This is a genomic window from Allobosea sp. GW823-FHT02B03 (assembly GCF_058797755.1).
The window spans coordinates 689979-706716 of the sequence record NZ_JBXAJY010000004.1 but is presented as its reverse complement, the minus strand read 5'-3'; the positions used below and the strand labels follow the sequence as shown (position 1 = coordinate 706716).

Here is a 16738-nt window from a genome sequence, read left to right as displayed (position 1 = left end):
AGCATCAGGATCGCCGGCTGGCAAGCCGCCCGGGCGACGGCGGCCGCCGGGCGGCTTAACGCCTCTAGTCGCCGATCTCGCTCTTGAGCCGCTGCCAGGTCGCCTCGGTCTGCGGCGTGACGATCTCGCCGAAATCGGCAAGGTCGTAGAGCGGCCGGATCTCGATCTCGGAAGGGCCGGGCATCGGATTGGGGCAGCGCTTGACCCAGGCGATTGCCTCGTCGAGCGAGGCGCATTCCCAGAGCCAGTAGCCCGCGACGAGCTCCTTGGTCTCGGCGAAGGGGCCGTCGACGACGGCGCGCTTTGGCCCGTCGAACTGCACGCGCACGCCCTTCGCGCTCGGCTGCAGGCCATCGCCGCCCTTCATGATGCCGGCTTTCACCAGCTCCTCATTGTAAGCCATCATCGCTTCGAGCAGCTCCTGGCTCGGCGGTGCGCCGGCTTCGCTGTCCTTGGTCGCCTTGACCAGAATCATGAAACGCATCGGAATTCTCCTTGGGTCGGTGAACGGACCGGCCGAGCTGCGCTACGGCCATTCTTTGACAGGGGGATTAGTTCAGCTGGCGAGCTTCGCCGCCTCGGCGCGCACCCGCTCCTCCTGCTTGCGCAATTCCGGCGTCAGCACCTCGCCGAAATCCTCCATCTCGAAGACCGGCCGCAGCTCGATCTCGGTGCCGCCGTCGAAGGGCGCGCGCTTCAGCCATTCGATCGCCTCGTCGAAGGAACGGACCTGCCAGATCCAAAACCCGGCGAGCAGCTCCTTCGTCTCGGTGAAGGGGCCGTCGGTGATCATCCGCTCCGCGCCCGAGAAACGCATGCGCAGACCTTTCGCGCTCGGATGAAGCCCGTCCATCGCCAGCATCACGCCGGCCTTCACCAGCTCCTCGTTATAGGCGCCCATCTTGGTGAGCATGTCCTCGCTCGGCATCACGCCGGCTTCGCTGTCCTTGTCGGCCTTGACCAGAACCATGACGCGCATCCGTCTTCTCCTGCCTCTAGGGTTCGCTTTGCCTTGGTGTCCGGAGCAGGAGAATTCCTGCCCTCTGCCTTCACGTCGAACGAGGCGCGGCGAGATCGACAGGCCGCCGAAACTTTTTTCAGATCCGGGCGCATTTTTTTTGCAGCAGCGGAAGCTGCCATCGTCGGCGCGTCGAAATGGAGGCGGCGAGCGGGACAGGGCCGCGGCTGAACTCAGCCGCGGCAGGCGCGCCAGGCGCAGAGGATCGCGGCCACCGTGGCGTCGGCATCCGCGGTATCAGTCTGCCACGAGATCACCGAGAGCCGCATGATCGCGCGGCCGCGCCACCTCGCGCCCCCCGCGAAGCAGGTGCCGTCGGCCTGCAGCCGGGCGATCACCGCCTGCGTCAGCGCATCGCCCTCCGCGACCGGCAGCTCCGAGCCGAAGCGCACAGCGATCTGGTTCAGGCAGACCTGGTTGAGGACACTGATCCCCGGCGCGCTCTCGAGACCCTGCGCGATGCGGCGTGCCAGGGCACAGTGCCGCTCGATCATCGCCGCGATGCCAGCCCGGCCGAGATGGCGGATCATCGCCCAGCTGGGAAAGCCCCGCGCCCGCCGCGACAGCTCCGGCACGAAATGGCTGGGATCGCGCTCGCCCGCCGCGACCTCAGGCAGATAGCTCGCCGCCGCCGTCATCGCGCGGCGATGCGCCTGGCTGTCGCGGATGATCGCGTAGCCGGAATCATAGGGCGTCTGCAGCCACTTATGGCCATCGGTCGCCCAGGAATCGGCCTCCTCGACACCGGCGACCTGTTCGGCTGTCTGCGCGCTGGCACGCGCCCAGAGCCCGAAAGCTCCGTCGACATGGATCCAGGCCCCGTGCCTGTGCGCGAACGGCATCAGCCGGCGGAAAGGATCGCTGGCGCCCGTATTGATCTGGCCGGCCTGCAGTACCGCGATCGCCGGCCCCTCGCTGGCCTTGAGCGCCACGGCGAAGGCCTCGGCCTCTATCCGCCCCTGTGCATCGGTCGCGACCCTGACGACGCGGTCATGGCCGAGCCCGAGCAATTGCAGTGCCGAGAACACCGTGGTGTGCGCGTCGTCGCCGATCACCACCTTGATCGGCGGCGCGCCGAACAGACCGTTCGCCTCGACATCCCAGCCCACGCGCCGCAGCACCTCGCTACGCGCCGCCGCGAGGCAAACGAAGTTGGCGACCGTTGCGCCGGTGACGAAGCCGACGGACGCTTCCCGCGGCAGTCCGAGCAGGTCGAGCAGCCAGCCGGCCGCGACGGTTTCCGTTGCGGCGGCCGCCGGCGATGCCTGATGATTGCCAGCGTTCTGGCCCCAGGCGCTGGCCAGCCAGTCGGCCGCGACGCCGACAGGATGCGACGCGCCGATGACCCAGCCGAAGAAACGCCGGCCCGCCATGGCGTGAAGCCCGGGCTGCATCTGTTCGTCGAGCTCTCCGATCACCTCGTCGGCCTGCAGACCCGCTTCCGGCGTCGGTGCTGCAAGGCTGCGCAGCATCTCGCCATAGTCGGCCAACGGCCGCTGCCGCCGATCCGGCAATGTCTCGCGGAAGAATGCGGCCCGCCGTGCCGCATCGCTGAACAGTTCGGTCTGATCGAAGGTCGGCTTCGGCATGGCACGGCCTCCATGACGTTGGCGAAGGCCATTCTGGCAGGAACGGAGCCATTGTCAGCAGGCCGTGGAGGGCCCCTCGGCCTCATCGCTTGCCTGCCCGAGGGCACCCGTTTTCTGGCGAGCCCAGGGAAAACCGCATCGCCATCGCCATTGCCGGCGCGGGACTGGTTGAGGACGGCGCCGAAGCGACCTAACTATCCCCAGCGAACGGCGCCCAGCCGCAGCCACCACGAAGCGTAAGGTCCGACATGCCGGCGATTAGACTGGTCGACCGCGGCGTCATCCGCGTCAGCGGCGACGATGCCCGCGACTTTCTGCAGAACATCGTCACCAACGAGATGGACGAGGTGACGCCCGGCAAGGCCGGCTACGGCGCGCTGCTGACACCGCAGGGCAAGATCATCGGCGATTTTCTCGTCGTCGCCGTGCCGGAGGAGGATGGCGGCGGCTTCCTGCTCGATTGCCCGCTCCTCCAGACTGCCGATCTGATGAAGCGCCTGAAACTCTACAAGCTGCGTGCCAAGGTGGCGCTGGACGACCTCACCGAAAGCACCGCCGTCATCGTCGCGGGCGATGGCGGCCGCCTGCCGGAGGAGGCCGGGCTGCGCTATGCCGATCCGCGCCTGCCGGAGCTCGGCGACCGGGCGATCACCGACCGCGACGGCGTCGAGGAGATCGCCGGCGGCGAGATGGACGACTATCACGCCCGCCGCATCGCGCTCGGCATTCCCGATGGCGGGCGCGACTTCGCCTATGGCGACACCTTCCCGCACGAGGCGCTGCTCGACCAACTCGGCGGCGTCTCCTTCAAGAAGGGCTGCTTCATCGGCCAGGAGGTGGTCTCGCGCATGCAACACCGGGGCACCGCGCGCTCGCGTGTCGTGCCGGTGGTCTTCAGCGACGGCCTGAACCCTGAGGACGGCGTCGAGGCCAGCGCCGGCGGCAAGCTGCTCGGCCGCGTCGGCTCCTGCGCCAGGGGGCGCGGCCTTGCCCTGCTCCGGCTCGACCGGGTGGCGGATGCGCTCGCTGCCGGCCATGAGCTCGATGCCGGCGGCCTCGCCTTCACCCTGCAGAAGCCCGCCTTCATCCGCTTCCCCTTCCCGGGCGAGCCTGAATTCGGAGCCGCGGCATGAGCGACGTCATCAGCGGGCGCGAGGCGATCCAGGGACCGGACGGCAAATATCGTTGCGTCTGGCCCGGGAGCGATCCGCTCTACCTCGCCTATCACGACACCGAATGGGGCGTGCCGGAATACGATTCCCGCGCGCTCTGGGAAAAGCTGATGCTCGACGGTTTCCAGGCTGGCCTGTCCTGGATCACCATCCTGCGCAAGCGCGACGCCTTCCGCACGGGCTTTGCCGGCTTCGAGCCGGAGAAGGTCGCGCGCTTCGGCGAGGCCGACGTCCAGCGCCTGCTGGCCGATGCCGGCATCGTCCGTCATCGCGGCAAGATCGAGGGCACGATCCGCAATGCCCGGGCCTATCTCGATATCAGCGAGAAGCAGCCCTTCACCGACTTCCTCTGGAAGCATCTCGACGGCCGGGTGATCCAGAATACCTTCCGGACCCATGAGGGGGTGCCGGCGGAGACCGCCGTGTCGAAGACGATCTCCAAGGAGCTCAAGGCTGCCGGCTTCACCTTCTGCGGCCCGACCATCGTCTACGCGGTGATGCAGGCCTGCGGCATGGTCAACGACCATCTCACCGGCTGCTTCCGCTGGCAGGAATGCGCGGCGCTCGCCCGCGACAGCCGCTAGGCGGGGCAAGCTGGATGTCGAAGGATGCGCAGGCCCTGCGTCGCTGGCCCTTTCCCGAACGCTGCGTCCACCGGGGGAACCACGTCACGCTCGAGCCCCTGGGACAGGACCATCTGCACGAGCTGTGGGAAGCGGCGGCAGACGCCGAGGCGTCCTGGTCGTTCCTGCGCTATGGGCCGCCTGCGACGATCGAAGCCCTGTCCGCGCTGATCACGGATCTGTCCTCCCGCGACGACCAGCCATTCTGGGCTGTGCGGCCCCATTCCAGCGGCCGCGTCGAGGGCTGGTTGTCCCTTTGCGACGTGTACCCTGTCGACGCCGCCATCGAGATCGGCAGCATCTGGTTCTCTCCACGCCTGCAGCGGTCCCGCGCGGCGACCGAAACGATCTACCTTCTCATCCGGCACGCCATGGATGATCTCGGCTACCGGCGGATGGTCTGGCGTTGCGCTGCGAGCAATGCGGCTTCGTTGCGTGCCGCCGGACGCTATGGCTTTCGCCAGGAAGGCGTTTGGCGCCGCGCCGCGATCGTCAAGGGAGCACCGCGCGATGTCGCCTGGCATTCGATCCTGGATGACGAATGGCCCCTGCACCGGGAGGCGATCGAGGCTTGGCTGAGCGACGACAACTTCCTGCCGGAGGGACGGCCGCGCGCGAGCCTTGACGATATCAGGGCGTCGCGCCAGTCCATCGCATCGACAGAAACAGCGCCGGCCGACTGACCATGGCGAAGCCCCCAGCCCCTCCGCGCGCCTGGCAGCGCATGCTGTCGGGCCGGCGGCTCGACCTGCTCGATCCCTCGCCGCTCGATGTCGAGATCGAGGACATCGCCCATGGTCTCGCCCGCGTCGCCCGCTGGAACGGCCAGACCCGCGGCGCCCACTCCTTCTCGGTCGCGCAGCATTCCCTGCTGGTCGAGGCGATCGCCGGCCATCTCAACCCCGACTGGCCGCGAGAATGGCGGCTAATGGCGCTGCTGCACGATGCGCCGGAATACGTCATCGGCGACATGATCTCGCCGTTCAAGGCGGTGATGGGCGATGCCTACAAGGGCGTCGAGCGGCGCCTGCTCGGCGCGATCCATCTGCGCTTTTCCCTGCCGGCGGCGACACCTGCGCTGGTGAAGCGCAAGACCAAGGAGGCCGACCACGTCGCCGCCTTCCTGGAGGCGACCGAGCTCGCCGGCTTCGAGCGGGCCGAGGCGCTGCGCTTCTTCGGCCGGCCTCAGGCGCTGCCGCGCGAGGTGCTGGAGCTGCTGAAGCCCGAGCCGACGGAAGTGGCGCAGCAGGCCTTCCTGGCGCGGTTCGCGATCCTGTCCGGCTGAGAGGCCTTGAGGCCAGCGGGAAACGCGCTCCGGTGAATCGGGCCGTCCTGATCTTCGAGAACCGGAGCGCAGCGGACATTAGTCCGTGAGCACCGGAAGCGCAGAAGGTCGCGACGGACGGCCGCCGGAGTAGAGTTTGCCGCGGCCTCAATAGCAGGAAACAAACTCGCGATAGACCCAGCCGACGACCTGGCTCGTGCCGCGCGGGCGGATCAGCACCCAGGGCCGGCCGCGCTCGTCGAAGCTGGAGTTCACCACCCGGACGCCGACGCCATTGGTGACGCGGCCGATGATGTCGCCATTCGGCGTCTCGCGGATGTTCAGCGGCGTGCCGGTCGGATCGGTCACGGCGCAGCGATTCTGGGCAAGGGCCGGACCTGCGGCCAGCCCGGCGACGAGTGTGGCGGCGAGAAGTCCGAGGCGGGTGGCGGTCATTCTGGGATCCTTCATCTCGTCGCGCCGACGTCCGGGCCGGCCATGCCCCGAAGCCATGTCGCCGCCAGAGCGGTTTTCGCGACGGCATTGTCACGAAAATGCCACGCTCTTCCCGGTTCCGCCGTCCCGGCCCTGATCTTTGACAGAGGTCAAAGATCAGGCGCCCACCTGCATGGTCGAACCGATCTGCACCGCCTCAAGCGGCCCCACCGTGCAGGATCCCTTCCGATGACGTCTCGTATCGCCCTCGCCTCGCTCGCAGCTGCGCTCCTGGGCGCGACGACACTCGGCGCCGCCGCCTCCGACCTGCCTTCGCGCAAGGCCGCGCCCTCGATGACTGCGATCGATCCCTGGAGCCCCTGGATGATCCGCGGCCGCGCGCTCGTCGTGATGCCGCAGGAATCGGCCAGCCTGCGGGCCGGCGGCGTGCCGATCGTCGGCGGCGATGTCGAGATCTCGACCTCGGTCGTGCCCGAGCTCGACATCACCTACTTCTTCACCCGCAACATCGCGGTCGAGCTCATCCTCGGCGTCACCCCGCATAATGTGAAGGGCGCGGGCTCTCTCGCGGGCGCCCGCATCGGCTCCGCCTGGCTGCTGCCGCCGACCCTGACCCTGCAGTACCATTTCGACCCGATCGGGGCCTTCAAGCCCTATGTCGGCGCCGGCATCAACTACACCGTCTTCTTCGATGAGAAGGCCAAGGGCGGCTTCAACAGCTTCGACCTCAAGGATTCGTTCGGCTTCGCCCTGCAGGCCGGCGTCGACATCATGATCGACCGGCACTGGGGCATCAACTTCGACGTGAAGAAGATCTTCCTCGAGCCCAAGGTGAAGGTGAATAATGGTGTGATCACCGGCAAGGCCAAGATCGACCCCTGGATCTTCGGCACCGGCGTCACCTACCGGTTCTGATCCGTCAGGCGCGCCAGACCGGGTCGCCGTCCAGCGGGCGGCGGCTCGTCTTGTTCATTCCGGAAAAGGTCCTCGGCAATTTCCTGCACTTCTGGATAAAATAATCCGGCGCATAATGCTCCCGTAAGCGTTCGAACGCCTGAAGGAGCCTGCCATGTCCAACCCCGCGCCCAGCCTCTCACTGCCCAAGGGCGTCGTCGTCAAGGGCGCCCTCGCCGCGCGCTATGACGAGGTCTTGAGCCATGACGCGCTCGCCTTCGTCGCCGATCTGCAGCGCCGCTTCAACGAGACGCGCAAGCGCCTGATGGCCGTGCGGGCCGAGCGCCAGAAGCGTTTCGACGCCGGCGAGACCCCGGATTTCCTGGCCGAGACCAAGCATATCCGCGAGGGCGACTGGAAGGTCGCAGCCATCCCCGCCGACCTGCAGGACCGTCGCGTCGAGATCACCGGCCCGGTCGACCGCAAGATGATCGTCAACGCGCTGAACTCCGGCGCCAAGGTCTTCATGGCCGATTTTGAGGACGCCTCCTCGCCGGTCTGGGCCAATATGGTCGAAGGCCAGATCAATCTGAAGGACCGCTGGGCCGGCAAGATCGACTTCACCGACGCCACCACCGGCAAGGCCTATAAGCTCAAGGACAAGCCCGCCGTCCTGATCATCCGGCCGCGCGGCTGGCATCTGCCTGAGCGGCACATCGAGATCGACGGCGAGATCGCCTCGGGCGCGCTCGTCGATTTCGGCCTCTATGTCTTCCACAACGCCAAGGCGTCCCTGGCCCAGGGCTCGGGCCCCTATTTCTACCTGCCCAAGCTCGAGAGCCATCTCGAGGCGCGCCTGTGGAACGACGTTTTCGTCGCCGCCCAGAACGCGCTCGGCCTGAAGGCCGGCACGATCAAGGCGACCGTGCTGATCGAGACCCTGCCATCCGCCTTCGAGATGGACGAGATCATCTACGAGCTGCGCGAGCACATGGCCGGCCTCAATTGCGGCCGCTGGGACTACATCTTCTCCTTCATCAAGAAGCTCGCCCGCAACAAGGCCTTCGTCCTGCCCGACCGTTCGCAGGTTGTGATGACCAAGGCCTTCCTGCGCGCCTATTCGCTGCTGCTGATCAAGACCTGCCATCGCCGCGGCGCCTTCGCCATGGGCGGCATGGCCGCCCAGATCCCGGTCAAGAACAATCCGGAGGCCAATGCCGCCGCCTTCGCCAAGGTCAAGGCCGACAAGGAGCGCGAGGCCGGCGACGGCCATGACGGCACCTGGGTCGCCCATCCCGACCTCGTCCCGGTGGCGATGGAGGTGTTCGACCGGCTGATGCCGCAGCCGAACCAGCTCGACAAGAAGCGCGAGGACGTCAATGTCGGCCGCGCGGACCTCCTGGAAGTGCATGAGGGCACCCGCACCGAGGCCGGCTTCCGCGAGAACATCCGCGTCGGCGTGCAGTATCTCGAGGCCTGGCTGCGCGGCCGCGGCGCCGTGCCGATCTACAACATGATGGAGGACGCCGCGACCGCCGAGATCAGCCGCGCCCAGATCTGGCAGTTCGTCCAGTACGGCGTCGAGGTCGACGGCGGCACCAAGGTCAGCGCCGAGCTGTTCAAGCGCTGCATGCCCGAGGAAATGGAACGGGTCAGGGGCGAACTAGGCGCGGAAACCTATGACAAGGGCCGCTTCCCGGAGGCGATCGAGCTGTTTTCCAAGCTCTCGCTCGCCCCGGAATTCGAGGACTTCCTGACCGTCCCCGCTTACGCCAAACTCGGCTGATCCTCCGGCGGGCGTCGCCGATGCGGCGCCCGCCGGTCCCCGAACAGCGGGAGCAGCCAATGTCCGACGAAGACTTCATGCGCGAGGCCGTGGCGCTCGCCCGCGACAATGCCCTGCAGGGCGGGCGCCCCTTCGGCGCCGTTCTCGTCCGCGATGGCGTCGTCGTCGCCCGCGCCGTCAACCGCATCCACGAGACCAACGACCCGACCACCCATGCCGAGCTCGAGGCCATCCGGCAGGCGAGCGCGGCGCTCGGCTCGCCCCGGCTCGATGGCGCCACCATCTATGCCAGCGGCCATCCCTGCCCGATGTGCCTCGCCGCCATGCACATGACCGGGGTCAAGGCGGCCTTCTTCGCCTATTCGAACGAGGACGGCGAGGATTTCGGCCTCTCAACCGCCAGGGTCTATGCCGAGATGGCCCGGGAGCCGCAGACCCAATCGCTGCCGTTGCGCCCCTTGCGGCCGCAGGGCGAGGCCGGCCTCTACGAAGAATGGGCCGGCAGGCGCCGCTAGTTCCCGTTCCCGAACGCGGACGGGCTTTGCGATAATGGTCGGATCTGCGCCGAGCCGCTCGCTCCGGCGCGCCTTCCCGCCTAGACTGGCCCGCAGCCTTGCAATCCGCGAGGCTGCGGGCGAGCCATTTCCGGGCTCGCTGATATGCTTGCCTGATTCTCCGCCGCCGCTTGGACACCCCATGTCGTCACGCCTGCTTTCCCTCCTGTTCGCCTCGACGCTGTTCTGTCCCGCCATCGCTGCCGCCATCACGCTTAAGCCCGAACAGCGCCTGCGGGCGGATGGCGACTTCTCCGGCAAGAAGCCTGGCAAGACGGCGGTCGATCTCAGTGGTCTCGCCTGCATGCCATCCGCGACCGGGACGCTGCGCTGCCTCGTGATCAATGACGAGGGCTCCTTCGCGCAATTCGCCCAGATCGCCGAGAATCGCGTCACGCCGGGCGCGACCGTGCCGCTGATCGGCGACAAACCCTCCGATTCGACGCTGGGAACCCCACCGAGCGGCATCTGCAAGGAAGCCGGCCCCTTCGCCGAGCTGGATGGCGAGGCCGTCACCTTCTCGGCCGGCGCCTTCTATGTCGCCGGCTCCCATGGCTGCTCGCGCAATAAGGGCGAGTTCCGGCTGTCGGCCTTCCATCTCGCCCGCCTCAGGGTCGACGAAGCCGGCACGCCGTACGGCAAGATCGAGCTGACCTACCGGCTGAGCGACATGCTGCGCCAGGCCGGCGATGCCGCCCCCTATTTCGGCAGGGCGCTGAACGACGAGAACGGCATGAATCTCGAAGGCGTCGCCGTCACCGGCCCGATACTGTGGGCCGGCCTGCGCGCGCCCTCGCTTGCCGGAAAGGCCTTCCTGGTCGGCGCGCCGGTCGATGCCCTGTTCGCTCCCGGCAATGCGCCGGCGACGGTCGTCCCGACGGTGGTCACCATTCCCGCCGAGCGCGACCGCGGCATCCGCGATCTCGCCGCCCTGCCTGACGGGCGCCTGCTGGCCCTGGTCGGGCCAGCGGCCGAGCAGGCCCTGCCCTACTCCCTCCTGCTGGTCGACCCGATCAAGCCCGACGGGACCAGGCTGCTGGGCGACCTGCCCGAGCGCGCCGGCCTCAAGGCGGAAGCAGTGACGATCCTCGGGCAGCGCGGCGGCCGGCTCGATGTCATCGTCGGCTATGACGGCGCCAAGAATGGCGGCTTCGAGCGCTATCGCCTGCAACTGCCCTGAGCTTTCCGATGACCGATCTCGACTTCCTCGGCCGTCTCGAGCCGCTGGTGACGCGCTATCGCGCCGAGGTCGCCGGCCCGCGCGAGCATCTCGCCCTGTTGCGCTGGCAGATCGGCGAGCGCCACGCCCTCGACGAACGCGACACCTTTCCCGGGCACGTCACCACCAGCGCTTTCGTGCTCTCGCCGGACCACGCCCGCATCCTGCTGATCGACCATGTCGTGATCGGCCGCTGGCTCCAGCCCGGCGGGCATTACGAGCCGGCGCCGCGCTTCCACGAATCGGCGGCGCGCGAGGCTGTCGAGGAGACTGGTGTCGCCGGTCTCTCCCTGCACCCCTGGCATCAGGGCGGGGACCTGCCCTTCGCCATCGACAGCCATGAGGTACCCGGCAAGCCCTCGCGCGGCGAGCCCGCCCATATCCATCACGACCTGCAATATCTCTTCCTGGCCGACCCCGCCTTGCCGCTGGTTGCGCAGGAAGAGGAGGTCCATGCCGCCGCCTGGAAACCGGTCGCGGAACTGGCGGAGATCGCGCCGGTCGCCTTCGTGCGATTGCAGGCGCTGGCACCGCCCGCCTGAACTCGGGCATCGACGCGCCCGCCCTCCCCTCTTCGATGTTGCGCGGCGGCAACAATCCGGCGCAATGCGGCGTTCGCTCCGGCCAACCTCTCGCGGCAGCGAATGCGTGGGCGCATGCTGGCGCGACTGACAGCTCGTTCCCGTTCGAAAGCGCCCGTCGCATGCCGCTCCGGCTCGCTCTCCTCGCCCTTGCCGCATCTGCAGCTTTTGTACCCGCTCTCGCCGCAGACCTGCCCGCCGGCAGGACGGCGCCGGCCGCGCCGCCGCCCTCGGCCTGCACCGAGAGCGACAGCATCCCGATCGATGCCTTCGGCTTCACCACGGGCTCGGAGGTCGCCGATCCCGGCTCCTTCGGCGCCAGCCTGAGCTATGGCGGCGGCTTCGGCGTCCGCGATGGCCGCCAGGCGGCGCATGGCCTGCAATTGCAGGGCTCCTACGGCCTCGTCCCTTGCGTCGAGATCGGCCCTTACCTGCTCGGCGGCTACACCGACGCGACCATCGCTGGCGCGAAAGCCGATACGCGCAGCCTCGGCGCCGGCCTCGAGATGAAGTACCGCCTGCTCGGCCGCGATCGCAACGGCATCGGCCTCACAGTGATCGTCGATCCCAGCTTCAACCGCACCGACCCGAGCGGCGCCGGCCCTTTCACCACCTACAACACCGGCCTGCGCCTCTTCGCCGACACGGCCCTCATCCGGGGCAAGCTCTATGCCGCCCTCAACCTCTCCCAGGACCTGACCTGGACCGGCCCGAGCCCCTATCAGCGCTCGTCGACCCTGACGCTCGCCGGCTCGCTCTCCTGGCAGGTTGTCGACGGGATCTATCTCAGCGCGGAACTCCGCCATCAGCGCCGCCAGGACGCGCTCGGCCTTGGTGACAATGTCGGCTACGCCACCTTCGCCGGACCCGGCGTCTACTGGCAGGCGACGAAGGCGCTGGCGATCTCGGCGGCCTACAATGTCCAGCTCGCCGGCAAGGCCAAGGGCCAGCCCGGCAATCTCGACATCACCAATTTCAGCCAGCACCTGCTGAAGCTGAAGGTGGCCTACAGCTTCTGAGCCCGCCACGCGGCAATGTGTATTGGCGGCGCCCGCCACGCGCGGTGACAAACCCGCTGCCGTGGTGGAAAGCTGGGAGCGGATTCCGCCGCCCCCGCGGCAAGCCTGATGCAGTGCCGCATGCCATGAACGCCCTTCCCGCCCTCACCAGGCTCGGTTTCGATACCGGGCGCCTCGGCTTCACGCTGCGCACCTGCTTCGCCGCCTGCCTCGCGCTGCTGGCCGCCTGGGCGCTCGGGCTCGAGCACCCGCAATGGTCGGCGATGACCGTCTTCGCCTCGGCCCAACCGGCCCGCAACATGCTCGTGGAAAAGGCCTTCTTCCGCGGCGTCGGCACGCTCGCCGGCACCGCGGTCGGTGTCCTCCTGATGCTGCTCTCCGGTGGCCAGCCGCTCCCGGTCATGCTCGGGCTGGCGCTCTGGGTCGGGCTCTGCGCCTTCGCCGGCAATCTGCTGCGCGGCTTCGTCTCCTATGGCGCCCTCATCGCCGGTTTTTCGGCGGCAATGGTGGTGCTGCTCGATATCGGCCACCCCGACCATATCCTCCTTCTGGCGGCGGACCGGCTGCTGACCGTGCTGACCGGGATCGTGACGGCCCTCATCGTCGGCCTTCTCTTCGCGCCGAAGGAGGGCGAGGACGCCGTCGCCGGCGAAGCGCGGCAACTGGCGATCCACGTGCTGCGCCAGCTCGCGACCCTGCTCTCGGGGACGAAACCCGGCGCCGAGGAGCAGCGGCAGATCCTGCGACAGCTCGCCTTGCTCGACGAGGCGCTGGAGCCGCACGGCGCCGGCTCGCTCCGCTCACGGCGCTCGGCCCGCAGCATTCGCAGCCTGATCTCCGCCCTGGTCTCGACCCTGGTCTGGCTCAGGGCGGCGCCGGAAACGCTGCGCGCCGCACCAGTGCAGGAACTGCTCGAACAGGCTGCCGACGCGCTGGAAGCCGCAGCACCGGTCGCCGAGGTTCTACCCCTGCTCGAACGTGCCGCCGATCTCTCGGCTGAACATCCGCCCCTGCAGGATGCGATCCTGCGCCTCGAGGCCGCCGCCAAGGAGCGGGTCGGCGTCAGCGACGGCGAGGTCCGGCCGGCCCGCATCGAGCACCCGGTCATCCTGCATCGCGACTGGGTCGGCGCCCGCCAGGCCGCCCTGCGCGCCGGCGGCATAATGCTGGGCCTGGGCACGATCTGGGTAGTCACCGGCTGGCAGGCGGGCGCCCTGCTGCTACTCGGCACCTCGGTGATGGTGACGCTGTTCTCGACCTGGGAGAATCCGGCGCTGATCATGCGCAAGGTGCTGGTCGGACAGGCCTGCGGCGCCCTCGCCGCGCTCGCCTGCCGCTGGCTGGTCTGGCCGCACGCAACGAGCGAGCTCGAACTCGTCCTGATGCTGATGCCCTTCATCATGATCGGCGCGCTGCCGATGGCGCACCGGCGGACGATGCTGGGCTCGATCGACTACTGCATGGCTCTGCTGCTGCTCTCCCAGCCGGCTCTGCCGCTGAAGGGAGATCTGGCCAGCACTGTCTTCACCGCGCTCGCCGTGGTGTCGGCGCCGTTCCTGACCCTGATTGCCTTCCGCACCATCTTCCCGACCGATGCGCGCCAGCGCCTGCAGGTGCTCGCCGGCATGATGCTGAAGGAGTTGCAGGATCTCTGCAGCGCGCCCGAGGCGGCGCTGCGCGCCGCGACCTGGCGGGCCCGGCTCAATCACCGGCTGCTGCGGCTGGTGCGCCTATCGCAGCAGGCGGGCGAGCGGGCGAGCACCCAGGAGGATGGCGGCATCGCCGTGTTCGCAGTCGGCATGGCGGTGCTGCGGCTGCGCGCCATGCTGGCGGAAACCGATCTCCCGCCGGCGACGGCGCACGCCATCCGGCTGGCGCTGGCGCGCATCGCCAATGCGGCGCAGCAACCCGGCCGAGCCGTGCAGGCCCTGGACGAGCTCGCGAGCCGCTTCGACGAAATCGGACGCGGAGAGGCGGAATCGATGCGTGCCGCGAGCCGCGCCCTCGCCGCGCAGGGCTCGTTCTTTACCCAGAGCGGCGCAGCAGTCGCAGCAGGCTGATCCCGCCAGAAGGACCAGCCGGCGTCAGCGCAGCAGCGAAGCGCCCGTCATCTCGACCGGCTGCTTCAGCCCGAGCAAGGCGAGCAGCGTCGGCGCGACATCGGCGAGGCGGCCTTCGGCCAGCGCCTTGGCATCGCTGCCGATCACCATTGCCGGGACCGGGAAGGTGGTGTGCGCGGTGTGCGGATTGCCGGTCACCGGATCGACCATCAGCTCGGCATTGCCGTGATCGGCCGTCACGAAGAGCGCGCCGCCCTTGGCGAGGATCGCGTCCGCGATCTTGCCCAAGCCAGCATCGACCGTCTCGACCGCCTTGATCGCCGCCGCCAGCACGCCGGTATGGCCGACCATGTCGGGATTGGCGAAGTTCAGCACGAACAGGTCGTATGTCCCGCTCTCGACCGCGGCGACGACCTTCTCCGTCAGCTCCGGCGCCGACATCTCCGGCTGGAGGTCATAGGTCGCGACCTTCGGCGACGGCGTCATGCTGCGCGCCTCGCCCTCATAGGGTTCCTCGCGCCCGCCATTGAAGAAATAGGTGACGTGCGGATACTTCTCGGTCTCGGCGAAGCGGATCTGCTTCAGCCCGACCGCAGCCACCGTCTCGCCGAGCCCGTTCGCCAGGCTCTGCGGCGCAAACAGCGCCGGCATCAGCGGATCGAGTTCGGAGCTGTAGGAGGTCATGCCGACGGCGGCCACGAGTTTCGGCGCCTTGGGCCGCGGGAAGCCGCTGAACTCGACGAACAACAGCGGCGCCAGGATCTCGCGGATGCGGTCGGCCCGGAAATTGAAGCTGAGCAGCCCGTCGCCATCCTTCATGCCGCCAAAGCCCGCGATCACCGCCGGCTTGATGAACTCGTCGCTGACATTGGCGGCATAGGCAGCCTCGATCGCCGAGGCTGCGGTCGGCATCTGCTCACCTTCGCCGAGCGCCATCGCCTTCCAGGCGAGCTCGACCCGCTCCCAGCGATTATCGCGGTCCATCGCGTAATAGCGGCCGGACAGGGTCGCGATCTTGACCTGCGCCGGCAGGGCCGCCTCGAGCGCCGCGACATAGTCGCCGGCCGAGCGCGGCGGCGTATCGCGGCCATCCGTGAAGACATGGATCACGGCCGGAACACCGGCCTCCGCCAGGAGCCTCGCCAGCGCCACCGCATGGTCCTGATGGGCGTGCACGCCGCCCGGCGAGACCAGGCCGACGAGGTGGCAGGTGCCGCCGCTCGCCTTCAGCTTGGCGATCAGGCCGCTGGCTTCCAGCGCCTGCTTCAGGCTGCCGTCCGTGATCGCCTGGTTGATGCGCGGCAGGTCCTGCATCACGACACGGCCGGCGCCGAGATTGAGATGGCCGACTTCGGAATTGCCCATCTGCCCTTCGGGCAGGCCGACATCGAGCCCGCTGGTGCGCAGGAAGGCGTGCGGCGAGGAGCTCCAGAACCGGTCGAAATTCGGCGTCTTCGCCAGAAGGACGGCATTGTTGTTCGCGTCGTCGCGCCAGCCCCAGCCATCGAGGATCATCAGCATGACGGGGCGGCTGGACATCTTGGCAACCTGTGCATCTGCGAAAAGGTGCTTGTGCGGATATCACGCTCCGCGCGGCCAAGGCGAGCGCTATCATCCAGAAGCTAGTCATCCCGGCCAAGCCGCGAAGCGGTGCAGAGCCGGGATCCATTCCGGAACGGTTCAGGCATGGATCCCGGGTCTCCCTGCGGTCGCCCGGGATGACAAGACAGGGTGACGGAAGGAAACACTATGCCGATCAAGGCCGTCGTTTTCGATGCCTATGGTACGCTCTTCGACGTGCAGTCCGTCGCAGGGCTGACCGAAGCGGCGTTTCCCGGCCATGGCGGCACGATCACCCAGATCTGGCGGCTGAAGCAGCTCGAATACACCTGGCTGCGCTCGCTGATGGGTCGTTACGAGGACTTCTGGAGCGTCACCCGGGCCTCGCTAGACTTCACGCTGCGGACGCTCGGGCTCGAAGCGACGCCCGAGCTTCTCGCCCGCATCGCCGCTGCCTATGACGCGCTCGCCCTCTACCCGGAAGCGCTCGACGCCTTGAAAGGCCTCGCACCGACACGGCTCGCCATTTTCTCCAATGGCAGCCCGTCCATGCTGGCGAACCTCACCACGCACGCTGGGATCGAGGGCCTGCTGGAGACAGTGATCAGCGTCGACGAGATCAGGGCCTACAAGCCCGACCAGCGGGGCTACCGCCTCGTCGAGGACAGGCTCGGCCTCTTGCGCGAGGAGATCCTGTTCGTCTCCTCCAACGGTTTCGACATTGCCGGCGCCAAGGCCTATGGCCTCACCGTCGCCCGCATCGAGCGGATCACGCAGGCCGCGCTGCGCGCCGAACTGGCGGGCGGCGCGATCGGGCCCGCCGCTATGTTCAAGGCGCTGCGCATGCAGCCCGAGCAGCTCGACGAGCCCGCCGATCTCACCATCTCGGCGCTGACCGAGCTCGTGCCCTACGTGGCCGCGAGGCGCTGACGGCGCCGCCGCG

The 16738-nt window shown here is 68.2% G+C and carries 17 protein-coding genes; 12 read left to right on the top strand and 5 right to left on the bottom strand.

Annotated elements, in window-relative coordinates; all coding sequences use genetic code 11:
• Positions 1-64: 64 nt before the first annotated feature.
• The 3 genes from AC1REK_RS16915 to AC1REK_RS16905 all read right to left on the bottom strand — a co-directional run bounded on the left by AC1REK_RS16915 (position 65) and on the right by AC1REK_RS16905 (position 2607).
• Entirely contained in the window at positions 65-484 is a 420-nt protein-coding gene (locus tag AC1REK_RS16915; protein WP_316017605.1) for a YciI family protein, read from the bottom strand.
• Positions 485-556: 72 nt separating this feature from the next.
• Positions 557-979, bottom strand: a complete 423-nt coding sequence (locus AC1REK_RS16910) for a YciI family protein (protein ID WP_492269148.1) — start codon at positions 977-979, stop codon at positions 557-559.
• 212 nt (positions 980-1191) lie between these two features.
• A complete protein-coding gene (locus tag AC1REK_RS16905; protein WP_492269149.1) occupies positions 1192-2607 on the bottom strand; it encodes a pyridoxal phosphate-dependent decarboxylase family protein in 1416 nt (471 codons plus the stop codon).
• Between the two features lie 248 nt (positions 2608-2855).
• Here AC1REK_RS16905 and ygfZ point away from each other — a divergent pair, with 248 nt between their 5' ends.
• Genes ygfZ through AC1REK_RS16885 form a run of 4 tightly spaced genes read left to right on the top strand, consistent with a single transcriptional unit; the run spans position 2856 to position 5687 of the window.
• Positions 2856-3740, top strand: a complete 885-nt coding sequence (gene ygfZ / locus AC1REK_RS16900) for a CAF17-like 4Fe-4S cluster assembly/insertion protein YgfZ (protein WP_492269150.1) — start codon at positions 2856-2858, stop codon at positions 3738-3740.
• On the top strand, positions 3737-4363 hold the full coding sequence (locus tag AC1REK_RS16895; protein ID WP_492269151.1) for a DNA-3-methyladenine glycosylase I: 627 nt from the start codon (positions 3737-3739) through the stop codon (positions 4361-4363). The genes ygfZ and AC1REK_RS16895 overlap by 4 nt, the downstream gene beginning before the upstream one ends.
• Positions 4364-4377: 14 nt before the next feature.
• Positions 4378-5085: a GNAT family N-acetyltransferase gene (locus AC1REK_RS16890; RefSeq protein ID WP_492269152.1), complete on the top strand. Its 708-nt coding sequence runs from the start codon at positions 4378-4380 to the stop codon at positions 5083-5085.
• 2 nt (positions 5086-5087) lie between these two features.
• Positions 5088-5687 (top strand): YfbR-like 5'-deoxynucleotidase, encoded by a 600-nt coding sequence (locus tag AC1REK_RS16885; RefSeq protein WP_492269153.1) that lies wholly within the window; start codon positions 5088-5090, stop codon positions 5685-5687.
• A 147-nt stretch (positions 5688-5834) separates the two neighbouring features.
• Here AC1REK_RS16885 and AC1REK_RS16880 read toward each other — a convergent pair whose 3' ends face one another.
• Positions 5835-6122: an SH3 domain-containing protein gene (locus AC1REK_RS16880; RefSeq protein ID WP_492269154.1), complete on the bottom strand. Its 288-nt coding sequence runs from the start codon at positions 6120-6122 to the stop codon at positions 5835-5837.
• 228 nt (positions 6123-6350) lie between these two features.
• On the opposite strand from AC1REK_RS16880, the gene AC1REK_RS16875 reads away from it, so the two are divergent.
• From AC1REK_RS16875 to AC1REK_RS16845, 7 genes are all read left to right on the top strand, one after another.
• On the top strand, positions 6351-7037 hold the full coding sequence (locus AC1REK_RS16875; protein ID WP_316017613.1) for an OmpW/AlkL family protein: 687 nt from the start codon (positions 6351-6353) through the stop codon (positions 7035-7037).
• A gap of 154 nt (positions 7038-7191) precedes the next feature.
• The gene (gene aceB / locus AC1REK_RS16870; RefSeq protein ID WP_492269155.1) at positions 7192-8802 is read left to right on the top strand and encodes a malate synthase A; all 1611 of its coding nucleotides are present in this window, start codon (positions 7192-7194) and stop codon (positions 8800-8802) included.
• Between the two features lie 59 nt (positions 8803-8861).
• Complete coding sequence (locus AC1REK_RS16865; protein ID WP_492269156.1) at positions 8862-9317, top strand: nucleoside deaminase; 456 nt, start codon at positions 8862-8864, stop codon at positions 9315-9317.
• Between the two features lie 181 nt (positions 9318-9498).
• Positions 9499-10536 carry a DUF3616 domain-containing protein gene (locus tag AC1REK_RS16860; RefSeq protein ID WP_492269157.1) on the top strand — a complete coding sequence of 346 codons (1038 nt, stop codon included), beginning with the start codon at positions 9499-9501 and terminating at the stop codon, positions 10534-10536.
• Positions 10537-10544: 8 nt separating this feature from the next.
• A complete protein-coding gene (locus AC1REK_RS16855; protein ID WP_492269158.1) occupies positions 10545-11117 on the top strand; it encodes an NUDIX hydrolase in 573 nt (190 codons plus the stop codon).
• A 161-nt stretch (positions 11118-11278) separates the two neighbouring features.
• On the top strand, positions 11279-12175 hold the full coding sequence (locus tag AC1REK_RS16850; protein WP_492269159.1) for a DUF6662 family protein: 897 nt from the start codon (positions 11279-11281) through the stop codon (positions 12173-12175).
• A gap of 125 nt (positions 12176-12300) precedes the next feature.
• A complete protein-coding gene (locus tag AC1REK_RS16845; RefSeq protein WP_492269160.1) occupies positions 12301-14235 on the top strand; it encodes an FUSC family protein in 1935 nt (644 codons plus the stop codon).
• Positions 14236-14259: 24 nt separating this feature from the next.
• Here the strand turns inward: AC1REK_RS16845 and gpmI are convergent, their stop codons facing one another.
• Complete coding sequence (gpmI, locus tag AC1REK_RS16840) at positions 14260-15774, bottom strand: 2,3-bisphosphoglycerate-independent phosphoglycerate mutase (RefSeq protein WP_492269161.1); 1515 nt, start codon at positions 15772-15774, stop codon at positions 14260-14262.
• Positions 15775-15984: 210 nt separating this feature from the next.
• On the opposite strand from gpmI, the gene AC1REK_RS16835 reads away from it, so the two are divergent.
• The gene (locus AC1REK_RS16835) at positions 15985-16725 is read left to right on the top strand and encodes a haloacid dehalogenase type II (RefSeq protein WP_492269162.1); all 741 of its coding nucleotides are present in this window, start codon (positions 15985-15987) and stop codon (positions 16723-16725) included.
• Positions 16726-16738: the final 13 nt, after the last annotated feature.

What these genes read in the sequence shown, in the direction of transcription:
- AC1REK_RS16915 (WP_316017605.1), bottom strand. Translation starts at nt 484, where the DNA reads ATGCGTTTCATGATTCTGGTCAAGGCGACCAAGGACAGCGAAGCCGGC.
- AC1REK_RS16910 (WP_492269148.1), bottom strand. Translation starts at nt 979, where the DNA reads ATGCGCGTCATGGTTCTGGTCAAGGCCGACAAGGACAGCGAAGCCGGC.
- AC1REK_RS16905 (WP_492269149.1), bottom strand. Translation starts at nt 2,607, where the DNA reads ATGCCGAAGCCGACCTTCGATCAGACCGAACTGTTCAGCGATGCGGCA.
- ygfZ (WP_492269150.1), top strand. Translation starts at nt 2,856, where the DNA reads ATGCCGGCGATTAGACTGGTCGACCGCGGCGTCATCCGCGTCAGCGGC.
- AC1REK_RS16895 (WP_492269151.1), top strand. Translation starts at nt 3,737, where the DNA reads ATGAGCGACGTCATCAGCGGGCGCGAGGCGATCCAGGGACCGGACGGC.
- AC1REK_RS16890 (WP_492269152.1), top strand. Translation starts at nt 4,378, where the DNA reads ATGTCGAAGGATGCGCAGGCCCTGCGTCGCTGGCCCTTTCCCGAACGC.
- AC1REK_RS16885 (WP_492269153.1), top strand. Translation starts at nt 5,088, where the DNA reads ATGGCGAAGCCCCCAGCCCCTCCGCGCGCCTGGCAGCGCATGCTGTCG.
- AC1REK_RS16880 (WP_492269154.1), bottom strand. Translation starts at nt 6,122, where the DNA reads ATGACCGCCACCCGCCTCGGACTTCTCGCCGCCACACTCGTCGCCGGG.
- AC1REK_RS16875 (WP_316017613.1), top strand. Translation starts at nt 6,351, where the DNA reads ATGACGTCTCGTATCGCCCTCGCCTCGCTCGCAGCTGCGCTCCTGGGC.
- aceB (WP_492269155.1), top strand. Translation starts at nt 7,192, where the DNA reads ATGTCCAACCCCGCGCCCAGCCTCTCACTGCCCAAGGGCGTCGTCGTC.
- AC1REK_RS16865 (WP_492269156.1), top strand. Translation starts at nt 8,862, where the DNA reads ATGTCCGACGAAGACTTCATGCGCGAGGCCGTGGCGCTCGCCCGCGAC.
- AC1REK_RS16860 (WP_492269157.1), top strand. Translation starts at nt 9,499, where the DNA reads ATGTCGTCACGCCTGCTTTCCCTCCTGTTCGCCTCGACGCTGTTCTGT.
- AC1REK_RS16855 (WP_492269158.1), top strand. Translation starts at nt 10,545, where the DNA reads ATGACCGATCTCGACTTCCTCGGCCGTCTCGAGCCGCTGGTGACGCGC.
- AC1REK_RS16850 (WP_492269159.1), top strand. Translation starts at nt 11,279, where the DNA reads ATGCCGCTCCGGCTCGCTCTCCTCGCCCTTGCCGCATCTGCAGCTTTT.
- AC1REK_RS16845 (WP_492269160.1), top strand. Translation starts at nt 12,301, where the DNA reads ATGAACGCCCTTCCCGCCCTCACCAGGCTCGGTTTCGATACCGGGCGC.
- gpmI (WP_492269161.1), bottom strand. Translation starts at nt 15,774, where the DNA reads ATGTCCAGCCGCCCCGTCATGCTGATGATCCTCGATGGCTGGGGCTGG.
- AC1REK_RS16835 (WP_492269162.1), top strand. Translation starts at nt 15,985, where the DNA reads ATGCCGATCAAGGCCGTCGTTTTCGATGCCTATGGTACGCTCTTCGAC.